The 19,202-nt window shown below is 60.0% G+C and carries 15 protein-coding genes; 4 read left to right on the forward strand and 11 right to left on the reverse strand.

The window, feature by feature from the left end; translation table 11 throughout:
- Positions 1-41 precede the first annotated feature (41 nt).
- Genes QMK52_RS01520 through QMK52_RS01530 form a run of 3 tightly spaced genes read right to left on the reverse strand, consistent with a single transcriptional unit; the run spans position 42 to position 3,023 of the window.
- Positions 42-935, reverse strand: coding sequence for an alpha/beta hydrolase (locus QMK52_RS01520; RefSeq protein ID WP_320403740.1), 894 nt, complete (start codon positions 933-935; stop codon positions 42-44).
- On the reverse strand, positions 932-2,326 hold the full coding sequence (locus QMK52_RS01525) for an aspartate aminotransferase family protein (protein ID WP_005785231.1): 1,395 nt from the start codon (positions 2,324-2,326) through the stop codon (positions 932-934). The genes QMK52_RS01520 and QMK52_RS01525 overlap by 4 nt, the downstream gene beginning before the upstream one ends.
- Positions 2,319-3,023 carry an MtnX-like HAD-IB family phosphatase gene (locus QMK52_RS01530; RefSeq protein ID WP_005785229.1) on the reverse strand — a complete coding sequence of 235 codons (705 nt, stop codon included), beginning with the start codon at positions 3,021-3,023 and terminating at the stop codon, positions 2,319-2,321. Before QMK52_RS01530 ends, QMK52_RS01525 begins: the two co-directional genes overlap by 8 nt.
- Before the next feature lie 226 nt (positions 3,024-3,249).
- Between QMK52_RS01530 and QMK52_RS01535 the strand changes: the two genes are divergently transcribed.
- Complete coding sequence (locus tag QMK52_RS01535) at positions 3,250-4,020, forward strand: MipA/OmpV family protein (RefSeq protein WP_005785228.1); 771 nt, start codon at positions 3,250-3,252, stop codon at positions 4,018-4,020.
- Positions 4,021-4,128: 108 nt separating this feature from the next.
- On the opposite strand, the gene QMK52_RS01540 is transcribed toward QMK52_RS01535, so the two are convergent.
- From QMK52_RS01540 to QMK52_RS01560, 5 genes are all read right to left on the reverse strand, one after another.
- Positions 4,129-4,533 (reverse strand): EamA family transporter, encoded by a 405-nt coding sequence (locus QMK52_RS01540; RefSeq protein ID WP_005785226.1) that lies wholly within the window; start codon positions 4,531-4,533, stop codon positions 4,129-4,131.
- The gene (locus QMK52_RS01545; RefSeq protein ID WP_005785225.1) at positions 4,530-4,910 is read right to left on the reverse strand and encodes an EamA family transporter; all 381 of its coding nucleotides are present in this window, start codon (positions 4,908-4,910) and stop codon (positions 4,530-4,532) included. Before QMK52_RS01545 ends, QMK52_RS01540 begins: the two co-directional genes overlap by 4 nt.
- Positions 4,907-5,827, reverse strand: coding sequence for an arginase family protein (locus QMK52_RS01550; RefSeq protein ID WP_032803279.1), 921 nt, complete (start codon positions 5,825-5,827; stop codon positions 4,907-4,909). The genes QMK52_RS01545 and QMK52_RS01550 overlap by 4 nt, the downstream gene beginning before the upstream one ends.
- A 158-nt stretch (positions 5,828-5,985) precedes the next feature.
- The gene (locus tag QMK52_RS01555) at positions 5,986-6,639 is read right to left on the reverse strand and encodes a DsbA family oxidoreductase (protein ID WP_005785221.1); all 654 of its coding nucleotides are present in this window, start codon (positions 6,637-6,639) and stop codon (positions 5,986-5,988) included.
- Between the two features lie 54 nt (positions 6,640-6,693).
- Entirely contained in the window at positions 6,694-7,713 is a 1,020-nt protein-coding gene (locus QMK52_RS01560; RefSeq protein ID WP_005785219.1) for an alpha/beta fold hydrolase, read from the reverse strand.
- A 297-nt stretch (positions 7,714-8,010) separates the two neighbouring features.
- On the opposite strand from QMK52_RS01560, the gene QMK52_RS01565 reads away from it, so the two are divergent.
- Positions 8,011-13,581: a dermonecrotic toxin domain-containing protein gene (locus QMK52_RS01565; RefSeq protein WP_005785217.1), complete on the forward strand. Its 5,571-nt coding sequence runs from the start codon at positions 8,011-8,013 to the stop codon at positions 13,579-13,581.
- Positions 13,582-13,659: 78 nt separating this feature from the next.
- Positions 13,660-14,577, forward strand: a complete 918-nt coding sequence (metR, locus tag QMK52_RS01570) for a transcriptional regulator MetR (RefSeq protein WP_005785216.1) — start codon at positions 13,660-13,662, stop codon at positions 14,575-14,577.
- A gap of 279 nt (positions 14,578-14,856) precedes the next feature.
- Here the strand turns inward: metR and QMK52_RS01575 are convergent, their stop codons facing one another.
- Genes QMK52_RS01575 through QMK52_RS01585 form a run of 3 tightly spaced genes read right to left on the reverse strand, consistent with a single transcriptional unit; the run spans position 14,857 to position 17,083 of the window.
- A complete protein-coding gene (locus QMK52_RS01575; RefSeq protein WP_005785214.1) occupies positions 14,857-15,363 on the reverse strand; it encodes a GNAT family N-acetyltransferase in 507 nt (168 codons plus the stop codon).
- Positions 15,360-15,773, reverse strand: coding sequence for an NUDIX domain-containing protein (locus tag QMK52_RS01580; RefSeq protein ID WP_320403741.1), 414 nt, complete (start codon positions 15,771-15,773; stop codon positions 15,360-15,362). Before QMK52_RS01580 ends, QMK52_RS01575 begins: the two co-directional genes overlap by 4 nt.
- Complete coding sequence (locus QMK52_RS01585; protein WP_005785210.1) at positions 15,770-17,083, reverse strand: HD domain-containing phosphohydrolase; 1,314 nt, start codon at positions 17,081-17,083, stop codon at positions 15,770-15,772. Before QMK52_RS01585 ends, QMK52_RS01580 begins: the two co-directional genes overlap by 4 nt.
- Positions 17,084-17,306: 223 nt before the next feature.
- Between QMK52_RS01585 and QMK52_RS01590 the strand changes: the two genes are divergently transcribed.
- Positions 17,307-19,181, forward strand: coding sequence for a putative bifunctional diguanylate cyclase/phosphodiesterase (locus QMK52_RS01590; RefSeq protein ID WP_320403742.1), 1,875 nt, complete (start codon positions 17,307-17,309; stop codon positions 19,179-19,181).
- Positions 19,182-19,202: the final 21 nt, after the last annotated feature.

Genomic DNA, 19,202 nt, shown 5'->3' on the forward strand with positions numbered 1-19,202 from the left:
TGTGAGAGCTGGCTTGCCGGCGATGCAGGCCCCTCGGTGCGTCAGGCAGACCGCAGTGATGCCATCGCCGGCAAGCCAGCTCCCACCTTGACCGGCGTTGACCTGAAGGCTGTGTGCTGCTCGATAAACTCGACACTCAACTCGATCACCCGTCGGTATTGCAGGTCGACCGTGATCATGTGGTAGCAGTTATCCAGCAAAATCTTGGTCACCGGGCCGCCGAGGTGGCGTTCCACGTAGTCGGCGTTCCAGCGGCTGGTGATGTCGTCTTCGATGGAATGCAGCACCAGCGCCGGCACCTTGATGTCGGGCATGCGCTTCTTGACCACCGCGTTCATGCGGTGCAATTCGCGCACGGTGATGCCTTCCATGGTCAGCAACCCTGCCTCGCTGCTCTCCCCTTCCTTCATCTGCCGTTCGACGATGGCCCGCAGGCGCTCATTCTTGATGCCGTAGGGCGGCTTCTCTTCGAAGCTGCAAACGTGCACGCCGAATGGAATTTTCATCAGCAACGGCGTGAGGAACGCCAGCTTGTTGATGCTCCAGCCGTCGTACTTCAGGGTGGTGGAGTACATCAGCAGCCCGGCGACCTGGCCTGGGTGTTCGGCGGCCACATACATAGACATCACCGCGCCCATGGACAAGCCGCCGACAAACACCTGCCCGTGGCGTTGCTTGACCTGCAGGAAGGTCTTGCGCACGCCTTCGTACCAGTCACGCCAGCCGGTAGCCTGCAAGTCGCTGTTATCGCCGCAGTGCCCGGCCAACGTGGGCACATACACCGTGCAATTGCCTGTCTTGGCCAGGCCCTTGGCGACCTGGCGCAACTCGGTCGGTGTGCCGGTCAAGCCGTGGATCAACAGGATCCCGACCGGACCTTCACCGAGAACGAAGCCGGCGGTACCTTCACCGAGGTCGATCCCTTGCGCATTCACCGATTGGTCGCTCGCACCAGCAGTTGCTCAAGCAGCTTGAGACCCAATTCGATTTCCGGGTAGCTGATTTCCAGGGACGGTGCCAGGGTGATCACGTTCTTGTAGTAACCGCCCACGTCGAGGATCAGACCCAGCTTCTGGCCGTCCACCACCATGTCGCCTTTCATGCCTTCCTCGACCATATAGTCCAGGGTCGCCTTGTCTGGGGTGAAGCCGTCCGGGCCGCAGATTTCGCAGCGCAGCGCCAGGCCCAGGCCGTCGACATCGCCAATGATCGGGAAGCGTTTTTGCAGGTCCTGCAAGCCTTCCAGGAAGAACTTGCCCTTGGCCATGACCATCGCGCCGTAATCGACTTCGTTGGTCATCTTGAACATTTCCAGGCCGACGGCGGTGCCCAACGGGTTGGAGGCGAAGGTGGAGTGAGTCGAACCTGGCGGGAACACCTTCGGGTTGATCAACTCTTCACGGGCCCAGATACCGCCCAATGGGTTGAGGCCATTGGTCAGGGCCTTGCCGAACACGATCACGTCCGGCTGCACATCGAAGTGCTCGATCGACCAGAGTTTGCCGGTGCGGTAGAAGCCCATCTGGATTTCGTCGGACACCATCAGGATGCCGTGCTGGTCCAGGACGTGCTTGAGCTCGCGGTAGAAGTTCATCGGTGGGATCACGTAGCCGCCGGTGCCCTGGATCGGCTCGACATAGAAAGCTGCGTATTCGCACTGGTTGGTTTTGGGGTCCCAGACGCCGTTGTATTCGGTCTCGAACAAACGGGCGAACTGCTGCACGCAATGGCTGCCGTACTCTTCCTTGGTCATGCCCTTCGGGCCACGGAAGTGGTAAGGGAATGGGATGAAGTTGGCGCGTTCGCCAAAGTGGCCGTAGCGACGACGATAGCGGAAGCTGGAGGTGATCGACGAGGCGCCGAGGGTGCGGCCGTGGTAGCCGCCTTCAAAGGCGAACATCAGGCTTTTGCCGTTGCTGGCGTTACGTACCACTTTCAACGAGTCTTCGATGGACTGCGAACCGCCGACGTTGAAGTGCACGCGGCCGTCGAGACCGAACTTCTTCTTGGCGTCGACCGCGATCATTTCCGAGAGCTCGATCTTGCCTTTGTGCAGATACTGGCTGGCAATTTGCGGCAGGGTGTCGATCTGTTGTTTCAGCGCATTGTTCAGGCGCGGGTTGGCGTAGCCGAAGTTGACGGCCGAGTACCACATCTGCAGGTCGAGGTAAGCCTGGTCTTCGGTGTCCCACACGTAGGAGCCTTCGCAACGGCTGAAAATACGCGGAGGCTCGATGTAGTGAACGGTGTCGCCGTAGGAGCAATACTTGGCTTCTTTATCCAGAAGGATCTGGTCTTCGGCGGTAGCGATACGGATATCAGACATGATGGAAGAGTTCCTGAGTGTCAGAAGAGGTGTTGAAGGTGGTGGCGTTGGCGGCGATGCCTTGGGGCAGCTTGGCCAGCAGTGCGGTCACTTGCGCAAAGGTGTCGAAGCGCGCGTGAGGAATGTGGTTGGCGACGCAGTAGTCGGCGAGGCTGCCCTTGGCGAACACGAAGTCGGCGGTGGACGCCACGCACATGTCGGACTTGCCGTCACCGATCACCAGTACGCGCTTGTTGCGCGGGGTGGATTTGCACTTGCAGTTGCCGGAAGCGGCGCGGCAAGCATCGCTGGCGTAGGGGAAGTCGATACGCCAGCTGTTCTGGTCGACCTGGCGCAGACGGTTGGCGAGGATCGGCAACAAGGTCACGTAATTGCGCGACAGGATGCGCGCGATGCCCTGTTCGATGCCGTCGCTGACCACCTCGATAGAGGCGCCCAGGTCCATGACGTGATCGACGAAATCCGGGAAGTCCGGGTCGATCTCGACGCTGTCGAAATACGCCAGCAGTTCGCTTGGGGTGGCCTTGATCAGCGCCAGTTGGCGGCTCAGGCATTCGCGTGAACCGATATGCCCGTCCAGCCATTGCTGTTCAATGGTTTCCCACTCGGGGCCGGCGAAGCGTTGGAGGACGTTGTCGATGACATCCGTGGGGGTAATGGTCCCATCGAAGTCACACACGATATGCCAGTGGATCATCTACCTGTACCTGAGAGAGCGCGCTGTATGCGCTTGCAACAGGGATAGAGCAGGGAGTGTGCCAACTAGTCAAAACCCAGTCGGGCTGGGGGTTTGCCGGCAGAGTCGCAGTGATAGGCGTGCTGCAAGCTACAATTTTTGTAGCTTGCTACAAACAACATGAGTGCTTGCGCAGGCGCGAGGGTTTGCGCGTTCATGCGCGCCTGTCACCTCAGGAACGTACACCATGACCAACATCACTTCTGCCGTATTCGCAGGTTTGCTCGGCCTATGGGGCTGCTCCAGTGCGGCCTGGGCAGACGGCATCAGCGGCGACGTGGGCGCGGGCCTGAGCTATCAGCCCCATGACCCGACCGGCAGCCGCTACGAAACCCGGCCCGTGCCCTACCTGGACCTGGATTGGGGCGACGTCAGCCTGAGCACCGACGACGGCCTGACCTGGAGCGCCCTGAACACCCACGGCATCACCGCCGGCCCCTATATCAATTACCTGGCAGGGCGTACCTCCAACGGTGAGTTGCAGGGCTTGCGCAATGTGTCGGACATGGCTGAGGTCGGCGGTTTCATCCAGTACGCCCCGGCCAATTTCTGGCGGGTCTACGCGCAGCTGGGCCAGGCCGTGGGCGGCGGTCACTCCCAGAGCGGCACCCTGGGTAAGATCGGCGGCGAACTGGGCTACCCGTTGGGCGGCGGGATTATCGGCAGCAGTGGCCTGGTGGCGCATTTTGCCGATGCGCGCCAGGCCAATACCTTCTTTGGCGTAGACAACAACGAAGCTGCCGCCACCGGCTTTCGGCCCTACAACGCCAGCGGCGGCTTCCAGAACGTGACGTTGAGCCAAAGCTTCGCTTTTCCCCTGGCGCCCCACTGGTCACTGCTGACCAGCGCAAGCTGGGTGCATCTGGTGGGCTCGGCGGCCCGGAGCAGCATCGTCAAGCAGGCCGGCGAGGTGAATCAGGGGCAGGTGCAGACGGCGATCAGCTACACCTTCGATTAAAAACCGACGCAGTTCTGCCTTAAGTAAGCAGATCCAAATGTGGGAGGGGGCAAGTCGAATCGTCGCACCGCCCCTCCCACATTTTGCCTGTGTTTCGCAGCAGAATTTTCAGTGCTCTTCGCCCTCAGCCAACAGCGCGATACCACCGATAATCACCACCACCCCTACCCAATGCAACAGGCTGATGTGCTCACCCAACCCCAACCACGACCCCAGCAGCACCGCCACAAACACCAGTGAACTCAGGGGAAACGCCAGCGACAAACTGCTGCGCCGCAAGATCAGCATCCACACAAAAAACGCCCCCAGGTAACTGGCAATCGCCGCCAGGATCCCCGGGTTACGCGCCACGTCGGCCAGCCACTGCCAGGTGAAATCCATCTGCCCCAATTGATCACCAGCCACCTTGGTAAACAATTGCCCGGCGCTTTCGGTGGCAATCAGTAGCGCCCACAGCACCAGGGTGCCCAGGCGCCCATGTAACCAACCGCTATCGACTGTCTGCGTCGTCATGCCTGGCTCCCCGCAATCGCTACCAACATCACACCCAAGGTAATCACCAGCGTGCCCAGCCAACGCCTTGGGCTGACCCTTTCCTTGAGCACCACCCTGCCCGCCAGAACCACCAGGCAATAGGCCAAAGCCGCCAACGGAAACAGCAGACTCAATGGCGCACGGGACAGGGCTTCGAGCCAGACGAAAAACTCGATGACATAGGCGCCGACGCCCGCCCAGAGCAGTGGAGCATTGAACACCTGGCCCCAGAATGCGCGCAGGCTGAACCCGTCATCGAGTTGCGGTAAGCGGTCCACGCCCAGTTTGAAACACAGCTGGCCAATTACATCGAGAACAATGGAAAACGCCAGCAGCAACACCACGGTCAGGGTCACGGGAACAGCTCCTCAAACAGGTTGATCAAGGCCTCATTGGTCGCGGCATTGCGCTGCAAGTCTTGCGCGCTCCAGCGCTGCGGTGGCGGCTGGTCGGACTTGGCTTCCCAGCGCTTGAACGCGTTGCTGAACACCGGCGTGGCGAACTCACCGCACACGTCGATGCCAATGATGCGTTTATGCGCCGCCAACGCCCGCAGGGCCTGGAGCAGATGGGTCAGGCGCATACCGCCCTGGTCCCAATTGGTGGCGGCGTCTTCGCTGGCCAGCACATCCTTGTCGATGGTGATCCAGATCGCTTCGGTGGGCAGGCTGGCGATCATCTGGTCGAGGAATTTCGCCCAATCGAGCTCTGCCAGGTTGCGCCAGTGCAGGTGGTTTTCCTGCTGCTGGTGACCCGCTCCATCACCGACCCGACCCCAGACCTTCGACGGCGGGTGCTGCCAGGGAAACAGCTGCAATTGCCCGCGCTTGAGCGCGCCAAGGTTGCCGCCACGCAGTTGTGGGTTATGCAGGTCATCGCTGCACGGGCCGAGGGTGACGATGCGCTTGATCGCCGGCATCTTCAGTGCGCGGTTGACCCACGAACCACAGTGGCGCTTGGGCGCAAAGCGTACCCAGTCGGGGTGGTTGTCGAAGTGGATCAGGCTGACGGGCTCTTTCAGATCAGCCAAAAAGGCCGGCGTAAGGTGGTGATAGTCGCCGGAGCCGACAAACAGGATTTCCGGGCGCGCATCCCTGGGCCGAGACCGTTGGGCCAGGCGTTCGGTAAATCGTTTCCAGGTTTTTTCTGTGGACCACAGGCGCAGTTTCGGCCCCAGGTCGAGCAGGTCCAGACGCGTGGCCCGGCCGCTGGCCAACCGCCGGGCAATGGGCGCCTGACCGGTTAGGCTGTGGTCGAGGTCAAGTATGTTCAAGGTAGTTTTCACCCCTAATGGCAGCGCCCAACCGCAGGCCGGCCGGGCTTTAGGGGGGTAATGCAAGGGATGGGCCAGCGCTTGGATGAGCGCCGTTTTTGAAAACAATGAGTATCAAGTGTGGGAGCTGGCTTGCCTGCTCCCACATTAGAGCGGCGTCAGGATCGCGCTTCGGCAATGATCTGGCGAATCGCGCCCACAAAGGCTTCAGCCGGCTGGCCGCCGCTGACAGCGTACTGGTCGTTGAACACAATGGTCGGCACCGAGGTCACTCCGCGGGTGATCCACAGTTTTTCCTGCTCGCGCACTTCGGCGGCATATTCATCAGAGGCAAGAATTTCGGCGGCGCGCTTCAAGTCCAGGCCGACGCTTTCGGCAATGATCGCCAGGGTCGCGTGGTCGGACGGGTCCTGGCCATCGCTGAAGTACGCCTTGAAGAGGGCTTCCTTGAGGTTGTACTGCAAGCCTTTCAACCCGGCCCAATGCAACAGGCGATGCGCATCGAAGGTGTTGTAGATGCGGCTCTGGCCGTCGGTGCGAAAAGCGAAGCCCAACGCTGCGCCCATGTCGCGGATGCGCGCACGGTTGGCCTGGGATTCTTCGGCGGTGGAGCCGTATTTCTCAGTGATGTGCTCGACGATGTTCTGACCTTCGGCGGGCATGTTCGGGTTCAGCTCGAACGGCTGGAAATGAATCTCTGCCTGCACCTCGGCGCCAAGCTGGTCAAGGGCTTCGGTCAGGCCGCGCAGGCCGATGATGCACCAGGGGCAGGACACGTCGCTGACGAAATCGATTTTCAGGGCAGTACTCATGGTAGGCAACCTCGCTGGCATTAATGCGCCGCAAAGCTACACGATACACCACCGCTACAGCAGCTTCGACCGCTCGCCCTGATCAATCTGCGCCCAGTGCGCCGTATCCTGGCGATGGGCTTGCAGGTAAGGCAACACCGCCGCCAGCAACGGCGCCTTGAACGCTTCCTGGAAACGGTGGGCCAGACCCGGGATCAATTTCAGCTGACTACCCTGGATATGCGCGGCCAGGTGCACACCATGCATCACCGGTAACAACGGATCGGCCGTGCCGTGCACCACCAGGGTCGGCACGCGCAGTTGGTTGAGCAACGGCACGCGGCTCGGTTCGGCAAGGATCGCCATGATCTGACGCTTCACGCCTTCCGGGTTAAACGCGCGGTCGTAGGACTGCGCCGCCTGATGCAGCAACGCCTGACGATCATCCTTTACATTCGGGCTGCCCAGCGCTGCGAGCAAATCGGCTTGCTGCTCCAGAGCCACTTCGCGATTGGGCGCGCTGCGCCGCGAGAGCAATTGCACGAGTGCCGCGTTCGGGGCGGGCAGGCCCTCGGCGCCGGAGCTGGTCATGATCAAGGTGAGGCTTTCCACCCGCTGCGGCGCCATTGCCGCCAGGTGCTGGGCGATCATGCCGCCCATGCTTGCGCCAAGGACATGGAATTGCTGCACCTGCAACGCATCCATCAAGCCCAGCGCGTCGTCGGCCATGTCGGTCAACGTATATGGCGCAGCCACCGGCAAGCCGAGCTTGTAGCGCAGCACCTCGAAGGTCAGGTTGGCACTGGCCGGCGCTTGCCGCCAGGTGGACAGGCCGACGTCACGGTTGTCGTAGCGGATCACCCGAAACCCTTGCTCGCACAGGGCGACCACCACTTCATCCGGCCAGTGGATCAACTGCCCACCCAGGCCCATCACCAGCAGCAAGGCAGGGTCTGACGCCCGCCCGATGCTCTGGTAGGCGATGCTCACCTTTTCCAGGTCGACGGTTTGGGTCGGGACATTGACATCACATCGAGAAGCCGCAAAAGACGGCAGGCCGAATAAAAGAGCGGCCAGTAGAAGCAACACACGCATGAAAAACACCGAAACGCAGAACCCCAGTAGAGCGCGAGTCTGATGAAGTTTGTGCAAGCGCGCTGCCACGGTTGCATGACAATTTGATGAATGACGCTAAACGGTCATCGGTCTCTAACTATGTAGGCCACAACCTTGCGCTTGCTCAACGTTAATGAGGCTCCCTTTATTTACGCGAGCACGATCCCATGGCCCTCCAGGCGCAACTACGCAGCAAGGCCCAGGAACCGATCACCACAGGTCGTGCCATGCGCACTCGCCAGTCACTGCGTATGCTCTACTTCAAGGATTGAAACCATGACCCACACAACAAGCCCCACCGATTTCGGCGCCTGGTCTCCACTGCCGCTAACGAGCATTGACGAAGACCTGTTGGTCGACGCCACACAACGCTGGCAAGACTGCCGCAGCGATATGCTCACGCTGATGGCCGGCATTCCCACGGTTCGCAGTTCGATCAACCGCCTGCTCCAAACCGATCTGCAACTGGACGGCGAGCGCGTGATGCTGCAGTTCTCCGCCACCGAACAACGTGGCCGCAGCCTGATCAGCCTGACCGATGCCTGCCTCTACCTGCAGCAACACCCCAGCCTGGACACCGCGCAAATACCGGAATGCAACCTGCTTTACCTGCCAGCGCAACACACCTTGGCGCAGCACACCGCTGCCCAACTGCTCAATGAGCTTAAAACCCTGGATCTGGAGCAAGCCATAGAGGACAACTGGTTGCGCTATTGGCGCACGGAGCGGGCCCCCAATACGCCTCTGACCTGCCTCAACCGGGCGATCGAACTCTACCGGATCCACTTCGAAGCCAGCGGAGAACACTTGCTGGCCGAGAACAAGGTCCATCCCGAAGTGCTCACACCGTTGTTCTCACTGATCAACCCGGTAGCGCCCACGGCCGACGCGCCAAAATTCTGCGCCGAGCAGCTGTTGCTCAAGCGCACCGGGGCCAATACCATCGCGCTGCCCGGCGCCTGGGTCCTGACCCTGGATACAGAACAACCGGTCAGCCAACTGGTGTACCTGCCGACACAGGCGCCTGCCTGGCATACCTTTAGCCGGCGCCTGGACCTGGAACGCTGGTTGCTCGACCGGCAGACCACGTTGTTCGCAGCCAGCGACATCGATCCCCTGGCCATCATCGAGTACAAGATCAACAACAACCCGCTGGAAGCCGGCCTCAATCTTTGGCTCAAGCAGTTGGCCAACCAGCAATACGAGGACGCGATCAAGCCGTTGGCCCACGTCAAGCTCCACGATGCCTACCAAGCCAGCCAGCATATTGACCAACGCGATGTCCAGCGCCGGGCCCAGGCACTCTTTGCGCAAGCGCCCGAACAACCGGGGACGACCGTCGATGCACAGGTCGACAGCGACCTGCCACAGTTCGGCCTGCTGCATAACGGCATACACGCCAGCCAACGCAAGGTCTTGATACGGCAGCACCGCCTTGCCCTGGAAAAACTGCTCGGCAGCAACACCCCGACGAGCCCAGCCTGGCAATCGTTCGAGCAGCAACTCAATAACCTGAAAGTGCAGCAACGCGCCGCTGAAGACGCGGCACGCGCCATGCTGAACCGTAGGCACCTGGATTTAGCCGCACTCAACACCCACTACTCCGCGCTCTACCAGGCGCGCGTGCAGGGGCTGCGGATCGAAGCGAACATTCAGCGAACCCTGGACCAGATCACCGAAGCCGAACTGCTACAGATCACCAGCGCCCTCGACACGCCTAAGCCCGACGTCATGGCGTTGATGTTGTCGGTCAAGCGGCCCGGCGATCTCCAACCGACACACACCGAACTCAACGGACCGCTGGTCTTGCTCCCCCCCCAGGCCCCGCAACCCCGTACCAACGGCAGCGGCACGCATTTCGTCTACTGGCCCGGTAACGACGGCGGCTTGCAACGCTTCGCCTCCCGACAGGCGCTGGAAGAAGGTTTGTTCGCCATCCATCCCCAAGATGAGGTGCTGGCCCTGCGGTTCAAGCCATTGACACAAGCCCCCTTCGAGTACAGCCTGAGCAGTCAACAAACCGCCTTCGAAGAACAAGCCGCGAGCCTGCGCCAAACCTGGTCCGCCCCCGAACAAGCATCAAGACTTGCCAGTGAGTTGGAAATACTGCGCAAGCAAACACTCCCGACGCTGCTGCTCCCCAATAACATGGCACGCGAAGTGGCGTTTTTACAGCTTATCGAGCAACACAACAGCCAGATGCTTGCCGAGCTGCTGCCAGAGTGGCTGCGCACAAACACCGCTGAAAATCGAGAAGCCTTCAAGGCGATGCTCCCGACCTACGTTCGTGCCCTGAAAAACGCGCAAGCGCTGATGGAGCGCTCGTTGTCACCTCGAGACGAGTTTGTCAGGAAAACGGTCGACGCACGTTTACGCAAGGATTTCTCCCTTAAGCAAGGTTTTACTCTCGACCTGGAATTGCCCGACTCGGTGGTGCAAAAACCTAATATTTTCCTCGATTCATTACCGAACGCACCCCATATCCTCTTCGACGAGCCCAGCGCTGAACGCAGCAAGGTATCTCTGGACTCACTGGCGCTGCAAAATCTCGACAGTGCCCTCAGTGCACGCCTGAAGTTCGTGAGCGTCGAGGTCACCGCCGACGACGTCAATGAGCGCGATGTACTTAAGGCTGGAGTGACGGAGCGGTACCTGGCCAGCACCATTCGCGATCTCAACCTGGCGCAGAAGTATGAAGACCTTATCCGCCAAACATTCAAAGGTGGACCAGAGGAGTCCATGCACCAGAAGCAATACCGACACGAATGCCTGACAGAACCTCTGCGTCTATTGCTCAAGATGCAGGGCAGACTGGCCGTCATGCAAAACCACATAGACACAGGCCAATTGCACCTGCTGAACATCGCGATTGACGCCGCCACCGATGCCGCCTGGAACATTGATGGCAAGCGCATCCGCCTACTGCCGGCCCACCTGAGCGCAGGCGGCAAGGATACGAACGACGAGAGCCCAATCACGCTGTCGGGTATCACGTTTATCGAAGAGCAAAACTCGGGAAATACCTTGCTCTATCTGCCTGAGGCGCCCGATGAACGCTACTTGCGTGGGTTTACCAGCCTTGAGCAGGCGCGCATTGCCCTATTTGAGCTGTGCAACCTCGACTCCATGGCGACATACGTGGCGGGGCGCGCGATCAAGGGTGATGTGCGGGCCCACGTCGGGCGCATCGGCGACGCCATCGGCAAAAGATACAATGCAATGATCCAGGCCGGCTTCCCCTGGCCGGCCACCACGTCCCTGGCTGCCTATCAGTTGGATGCCCAAATGGGCCGCCTGATCGAGGCCAACCGCAATGACGCACGCTCCAACGACGACTTGGCAAATGAACGGTACGCACTCAAGAGCGGAACGCTTCTTCTCGGTATCAAAATCGCCGTGTCTTTTGTGCCCTTTGTAGGTGCCGTCGTATCCCTTGTGGACGCCTCCACCACCATGAATCAAGCGGTGGCCGCGTTTCGGCGAGGTGACACCAAACAAGGCCTCGAACAAATGATCTCGGCGCTCCAGTCTCTGGCCCAGGCGGTTGGGGACGTCGCGATATCCGCCGCCTTACCCGGTCCACGCGGCAGTGCGGCCCGGCAAATGACTCGCGCTCATCAGCTCAAACACCTGCCTGGCACCAGCTTGTGGCGATCATTGAAGTCACGCCAGGGGACAACCACCCGCGAGCGCTTCGCCGGCTTCGAACACCCCGAGACCATTAAGGCCGGCAATCTGCAACCGGTGTTGACCGGGCCCTATCGCCACACCTTGCGCCATAATGTGTCCGGCGATTACTTCATCCTCAGTGAAGGTCGTTACTACAGGGTCAGGTTCGACGCCCACACCGCAGAAATGCGCCTGATTGCCAGAAACAGGTATGACAGCGTGGTCATTGAACTGGACCCTGCCCTGCAATGGGACACCTACGGCGCGCTGCACGGTGGTCGCAACACCGTTTATGGCGGTGGCAGCCGGCGCGGAGGACGCGGGGGAGGCCAGCCGGGGAGCGTTCCACCTGCAGTCAATCGAGAACTCCCGGCATCCGCGCTAGAGGTCAATACGCAGCGCGCTACGCTCGGTAAAAATGTGATAACCCAACACAACGACCTTGTGACCCAAGTCGATGCCTGCACCGCAAAATTAAGAAAACACGCAAACGACTATCCAGACCCCCAAGTCGCGTCCACTCAAAGAACAACAGACAGCAAAGCCCTGGATGTCGACCTGGCCAGGGACATCGAAAGCGCCAAGAAGATGTATACGTCGCTCGAACTGGCCCAGCAACAGCAAGTCCGCCTACCCAACTTCAACTATGCTGTACAACTGAGTAAAACAGCCCACATTGTGTCTGACCGACTCAATCACCTGATTCACCATGCCACCAATCGGTCCGTGGCGTCATTTGACCGATCCATGGCGATCATCCAGCAGCTGGATAACCTGCCTTCAGCCTCCCCCATCACTCAAACACTGCTCAGTGAAGTGAGGCAATGCCGCCTGGACATACTTGATGATCTTAACGTGATAGAGCGCTCGATGAAGGACATGGGCACCTGGAGCAAACGCATTACCGCCAGAACGGCACGCACTGAGGTCGCGGCCAACCTGGCTTATTGGAAGCAGAGATTTACCGACCTGCGCATTACCAGTATGCGCAGCGGCCAACTGTTGCACCCAATCACCCGCCGACAGCAAACCGTGGACATTGACTGGATCTACCAGGAAACTGCGGTGAATCAGGCCAGGAACAACGTCAGCCGCGCTCTAACCGCGCACATGACCCTACCCGAAGCCAATATCAGCCGGGTTGAACGCAATCGAATATTGCAGAACTGCATCAAGGTCTATGAAGAGTTTTCACGTGATCTGAGTGCCTGGAACGAGAGGTCACCAGATCATTTCGATCCGAACTTTTTCCAACTCATGCAAAAAGACCTTGACCGCTTGATTCGAAAAGCCGAACGGGCCATCAAGAAACCCGCCTCCGAGCCCAATCCAAACGCTACTCGGACCGCCTTTGAAACCGAGGACGGGCAACTATTGATAGGCACCGAAAAACCCGCCGGGCAACAATCACCGCGACAATTCATCATCAGCGACGCCGACGGCAATCCCACTGAGGTATGGGATAAGATTGGCGACAGCAACACCTACCGTTTGAACCTGACCCAGAGCCAACCTGCCGCCGCCCCGCCTGCGCTGCCCACCGACCGCCGCGCCACACTTGCGGATGCCCGTACCCGCCTGGACGGAGTGGATGCTTATGAACAGCAGGTGCGAGGGTACAAAACCATGGAGCCGATCAACCTCGAACACAGGCTGGTCACCGAAGCCAAACAACTCAGGACTCGCGCCAACAACGTGCAAAGCCTCGACGCGGGCAACCCGATTGTCGATCAATTGCGCATTCGTGCAACTGCGCTTGAACAGGCAGGCGAAGCCTTACGGATTCAACGTAGCCTGGAAAGCCCAACGCCGACTGAAGGCTACCTGGACTATCTGGTCGGTAAAGGCCGAGTGGTGATTCGAAAAATCGGCGCGCGTAAAAAGCTCAGGGACAAACGCCCCGACGGCAAAGACGACTACCTGCAGGAATACGAGATCTACGACTCGAACCGGCAGGCTAAGGCTGACCAACCGATCTGGTACGCGCACTTTCACTATGACGCGCTGCAGTCCTCGTTCGACAGTTTCCCCAAGGCGCATTTAAAGCTCTTTGCACAACGCTACTTGGGCATGAAATGGCAAGCCGCAGCAGAGGGACTGGCCTTTGTAGACACTAAAATCTGGCGTGGGTCTATCGAAAAGCCCTTCGCCAGAATGCACTTCCAGGCGCTGAAGTAATCCCAACAGGTGGGCGGCCAACATGAAGAGCTTTCAATGAATTATCATTGTGCGCAAATACTATTCATGGAGGCCACAGTGCTGGAAATTCGTCATCTAAAAACACTGCATGCCCTGCGTGAAGCCGACAGCCTGGTGGAGGCAGCCGAGCGCCTGCACCTGACCCAGTCCGCCTTGTCCCACCAGTTCAAGGAACTGGAAGAGCGCCTGGGCATGCCGCTGTTCGCACGCAAGACCAAGCCTGTGCGCTTCACCAGCGCAGGCCTGCGTCTGCTGCAACTGGCGGACGCCACCCTGCCCTTGCTGCGTGGCGCCGAACGCGACATCGCACGGCTGGCAGGCGGCACCGCCGGGCGCCTGCACATGGCCATCGAATGCCACAGCTGCTTCCAGTGGCTGATGCCGACTATCGACCAGTTCCGCGATGCCTGGCCCGAGGTCGAGCTCGACCTGGCCTCCGGCTTTGCCTTCGCGCCATTGCCGGCACTGGCCCGTGGAGACCTCGACCTGGTGGTGACTTCCGACCCGCTGGAGCTGCCGGGTATCACCTATGTGCCGCTGTTCACCTACGAAGCCATGTTGGCCGTGGCCAACCAGCACCCGCTGGCGAACAAGTCATACATCGTGCCGGAAGATCTGCTGACGGAAACCCTGATCACCTACCCGGTGGAAAGAGACCGCCTGGACATCTTCACCCGCTTCCTGGAACCTGCCGACGTGGAACCCGCCCTGGTACGCACCTCGGAGCTGACGGTGATGATGATGCAACTGGTGGCCAGCGGCCGAGGCGTCTGCGGTATGCCCCACTGGGCGCTGCATGAGTACAGCTCACGCGGGTATGTGAAGGCCAAGCGCCTGGGCGAGAAAGGTCTGTTCGCCACGCTGTACGCGGGCATTCGGGCGGACATGCTGGATGCGCCGTACATGCGCGACTTCTTGCTGACGGCCAAGGACACGTCGTTTTCCACCCTGGATGGGGTCAGCGCAGTGCGTTAAGCGACTTCGCAGCCCCCCTAACCACGATGCGAAGCGAGCCGCTCTTGATCCTGATCTGCTTTTGATCTTGATCTTAAGCGCCCCGTCAAACCATGCTGGCCGTAATCCGCCATGGATTTGGGGCTCTTTTCCAAAAGTGACCCGCTGTAAAAGCGGAACCAATAGCAGCCGTTACCCAAATAACGGATATGTACTCGGTCTGATCCAGCATCCCAACCAACCCTGAGGCCGCCATCGGGAGCAAGTCGAACCGTCGCACCGCCCCTCCCACATTGGATATCACTGATCTTTTAACTCACGCCACATGTGGATCTTGTCGAAATACTCCTCACCAACCCGCACCGCCAACGGCTCCAAGCCGTACTGAATGAAGCCGCAACGCTGGTACAGCGCAAACGCTGCCTCATTCCCGGCAGTGACAGTCAGTTGGATCAGTTCCAGCCGCGGGTGTCTACGGGCCTCCTCCAGCGCAGCCTCTACCAGTTGCCGCCCCAATCCCCGTTGTTGATAAGCCGCACTCACATACATGCCGAATAATGTTGCCTTGTGCCACGCCTTCTCCCGCGGCTCGAACGCCAGGCCGGCGATACCCGCCAGTTGGTCGCCCTCGAATGCGCCAAGCAGGTGATCCAGAGCGCTGCTCACGCGTTTTTCCCACCAGCTCAGGGGCATCGCGGCGCGCTCGGCAACACTGGAGGTAAACGCCTGGGGATAAGCGCCATAAGCCTCAAGCATCAACGCCCGATACGCCAGGGCATCGCTAGCCTGCAGCGGGCGAATCATCATGCGCTGAGCAAGGAAGCACGATAATGCGGCAGGATGAACTCACGCGTCAGCGGCGCCAACTCCAGGCCGCCGTCGCCTATGGGGTCGATCCAGCATATTTCTTCTATTTCAGCCGCCGGTTCGACCGCCACGTCGATATGCAGCTGGTACATATCGGCCTGCACCATAAAACCCGGCTCGTTTGCGGCCCGGCTCGAGAATTGGCCGAGGTACACGGCCTCTTGCGGATTGATGTGCAGGTTCAGCTCTTCGTGCAGCTCACGAGCCAACGCCTGGAGCGGGGTTTCGTCAGCGTCGATCTTGCCGCCAGGCTGCATGAAAGCCCGGGTGCCGCGCTTGCGTACCAGCAGGGTTTGGCCGTCTTTATCGATCAGGACGGCGGCGGCGATGCGGATAGTTGAATGGCTCATGAAGGAATCGAGGTCTCGTCCGGTTGTTTGATGAATATGCTGTATTTGGCACCCTCCATGGCTTCGAAGGCAATCAGCTTGTCTACCAGCGGCAGGTTCAACACCTTGCCGGCGTTGAGCAGCAACATGCCGTTGTCGGCATTGAGGTTGCGGGCCAGCACCATCCCGGCTTCAAGTTCGCGGGTAGTGAGGACTTTGACCGTAGGGTCGCCCAGGGTCACGTCACTGAGGAAAGTCGCGCAGGCCAGCACAAAGTCTTCCACCAGCGCCGGGTCATACAAACGCCCGGCGTATTTGCGGATATACAGCAGCGCTTCGTCGCTGTTCAGGTGCCGCTCCAGGATCAGGCCCTTTTGCAACTCGATGAAGTCCACGGCCAGTTTCAGCAGGCGCGAACCCGACGGAATCGCGTCGCCCTTGAGGTGGTCGGGAAACCCCGAGCCGTCCCAGCGCTCCTGGTGATGACGAATGATCCGCGCTGCATCCTTCATCGGCTCCAGGGTCATCAACAGTGATTCGCTCTGGGTCGGGTACTCGCGATACTGCGCGCGGTCGGTGCTGTGCAGCTTGTCCGCCGGCGACACCATCATGCTGTCGCTCCAGCTCAGCTTGCCGATGTTGTACAGCGCGGCGGCCATGGTCAGGTCGCGGGTGCTGGCTTCATCCAGGGACTGGGCGGCACAGCACACGCGGATCAGCTCGATCAACGCGCGGTTGGTCTGCTTGTTCTTGGGCAAGCGCAGGTTGGCCAACAGCGAAAACACTTCAGTGCCGGTCACGTAGCTGCGCTTGAGCTCGTCATAGGCCAGGTCGAGCATATCGGCGGTCTGCTGCAACTCGGCGGTGCGCGCGGTCACGCGTTTTTCCAGGGTGGCGTTGAGCGCTTTGAGCTGCTCGTTCTGCTCGCGGGTCAGGTGTTGGAGCCGCTGGTGTTCGAGGCACTGCTGCAGCACCAGTATCAGCTCTGCGTCATTCCAGGGCTTGCTGATGTAACGGTGGATCTGCCCGTCATTGATTGCCTTGATGATGGTGTCATGGTCTGCGTAACCGGTGAGCAGGATGCGGCCGGTGGCGGGATACAGGCGGTGAACCTGCGCCAGAAGCGTGGCCCCGTCCATACCGGGCATACGCGCATCGCTCATCACCAAATCCACGGGCCGACTGGCCATGATCTCCAGCGCCTGGGCGCCGCTGGTGGCCAATAACACCTCGTAAGGCTGGCCGCGCAGCAAGCGGCGCAGGCTATTGAGGATCGATTCCTCATCGTCAACCAGCAAAACGGCAGACTTCGTAGCGAGTTGTTCATCCATGGTGACTCTGCCTTCAAATTGAACGAAGTTAAGCTAGATTGACGCGGGGGGGGGGCGTGCCCGTACCGGCTCCCGGCGCACAGCGCTGTTGATTTGACGCCAACTGGCCGTCGATATCAAGGAGCTCGACTATGCTGTCACTGCCAGTGGGCACCGAGCTATGCAGTCCAGCCAGGGAAGGAATCGCTATGCCATCAAGTCTTTTGCCTAGGCCAGACGCGTCATGAACACCCAAGGTGAACGGGCCAACCGTCGCATCCTCATCGTCGATGACACCGCCTCGATCCATCAGGACTTTCGCAAGATCCTCTGCGCCGATGAAGACGGCAAACCCTCCCTCGACACTCTGGAGTCGACCCTGTTCGGCACCACTGCACCGTTGCGCCAAGCGTTCGAGCTGGATTCCGCCTACCAGGGTCAGGAAGCGCTGGCGCTGGTGAACAAGGCGCTGGCGGACAACGCCCCCTACGCCATGGTGTTTATCGACATGCGCATGCCGCCCGGCTGGGACGGGCTGCAAACCATCGAACAGCTCTGGAACGTCGACCCCAACCTGCAAATCGCCCTGTGCACCGCCTACTCCGACTATTCCTTTGAGGCCATCGAAGCGCGACTGAAATACAGCGATCAGTTGCTGATCCTGAAAAAACCTTTCGACCCCTTGGAAATCCGCCAGATGGCCAGCGCACTGACCTGGAAATGGCAACTGGCCCAGGACGTGGCCCACAAGGTGCTCGGCCTGGAACGCATCATTGAAGAACGTGTGCAGGAACTGCTGAAGGTCTCGCACCTGTTGCAATACGATGCCCTCACCGAGTTGCCCAACAGCACGTTACTCGGCGACCGGCTGACCCAGGCCATCGCCCTGGGCCGGCGGCATGACTCGCAACTGGCGGTGATGTTTATCGGGCTGGACCGCTTCAAACGCATCAACAACGCCCTTGGCTATCCGGTGGGCGATGAAGTGCTGCAGCACGTCAGTCGCAGCCTGGTGGCGACGGTACGCGCTTCGGACTCAACGTTTCGCTACGGCGCCGATGAATTCGTGATCCTGCTCAACGATATCCAGCACCCTCAGCAAACCCAACACATTGCGCAAAAACTGCTCAGCGCCGTCAGCGCAACGCGTCATATTGCGGGGCACGACCTGAACGTCACCGCTAGCCTGGGTATCAGCATTTACCCCAATGACAGTACCAATGCGGTGCAACTGATCAAGCACGCCGAAACCGCCATGCGCACCAGCAAGGAACGCGGCCCCAACGACTTCAGCTTTTACACCGAAGACATGAACCGCCGCGCCCAGCACCAGCAAAACCTGGAGAGCGCGATGCGCCAGGCCCTGGAACGCCATGAGTTCGTCCTGCATTACCAACCCAAGCTGGATCTGGCGTCCGGGCGGATCGTCGGCGCCGAGGCGTTGACCCGCTGGTTTGAACCGCAGTCAGGCTGGATCAGCCCGGCGCAGTTTATTCCGGTGGCCGAAGACAGCGGGCTGATCGTGCGCCTGACCCAGTGGGTGTTGCGCCAAGCCTGCGAGCAAGCCCAAGCCTGGCGGGATCTGGGCCTGGTGCCGCTGCGCATGTCGGTGAACATCTCGGCGATCGACTTTCGCCAACGGGACTTCGTCGACAACCTGGCCGCCATCCTCAAGCAAACCGGCCTGCCGCCCGCCCAGCTGGAGCTGGAAATCACCGAAAGCGTGCTGATGCAGAATGTCGACGAGACCGTAGATACCCTGCGCAGAATCAAGGCCATGGGCGTGCGTCTGGCGCTGGATGATTTCGGTACCGGCTATTCGAGTCTGAGCTACCTGCGGCGCTTTCCCATCGATGTGCTGAAAATCGACCAGTCCTTCGTGCGCGGCCTCAGCGTAAATAACCAGGACGAACAACTGATCAGCGCTATCATCGGCATGGGCAAGAGCCTGGAGCTGAACATCATTGCCGAAGGCGTGGAAACCGTCGAGCAACTCAATTTCCTCAAGGCCCACAAGTGTGAAGAGGGCCAGGGTTTCCTCTTCAGCAAGGCGTTGCCCCCCAAGGATTTCGTGCAGTTGCTGCAAGTGGGTTGCGCGACACTGATGCCCCATCCATAGCCCTGGGCCTGCAAGGAGTGC

The organism is Pseudomonas sp. P9_2 (assembly GCF_034008255.1).
GTDB classification, from domain to species: Bacteria; Pseudomonadota; Gammaproteobacteria; order Pseudomonadales; family Pseudomonadaceae; genus Aquipseudomonas; species Aquipseudomonas synxantha_A.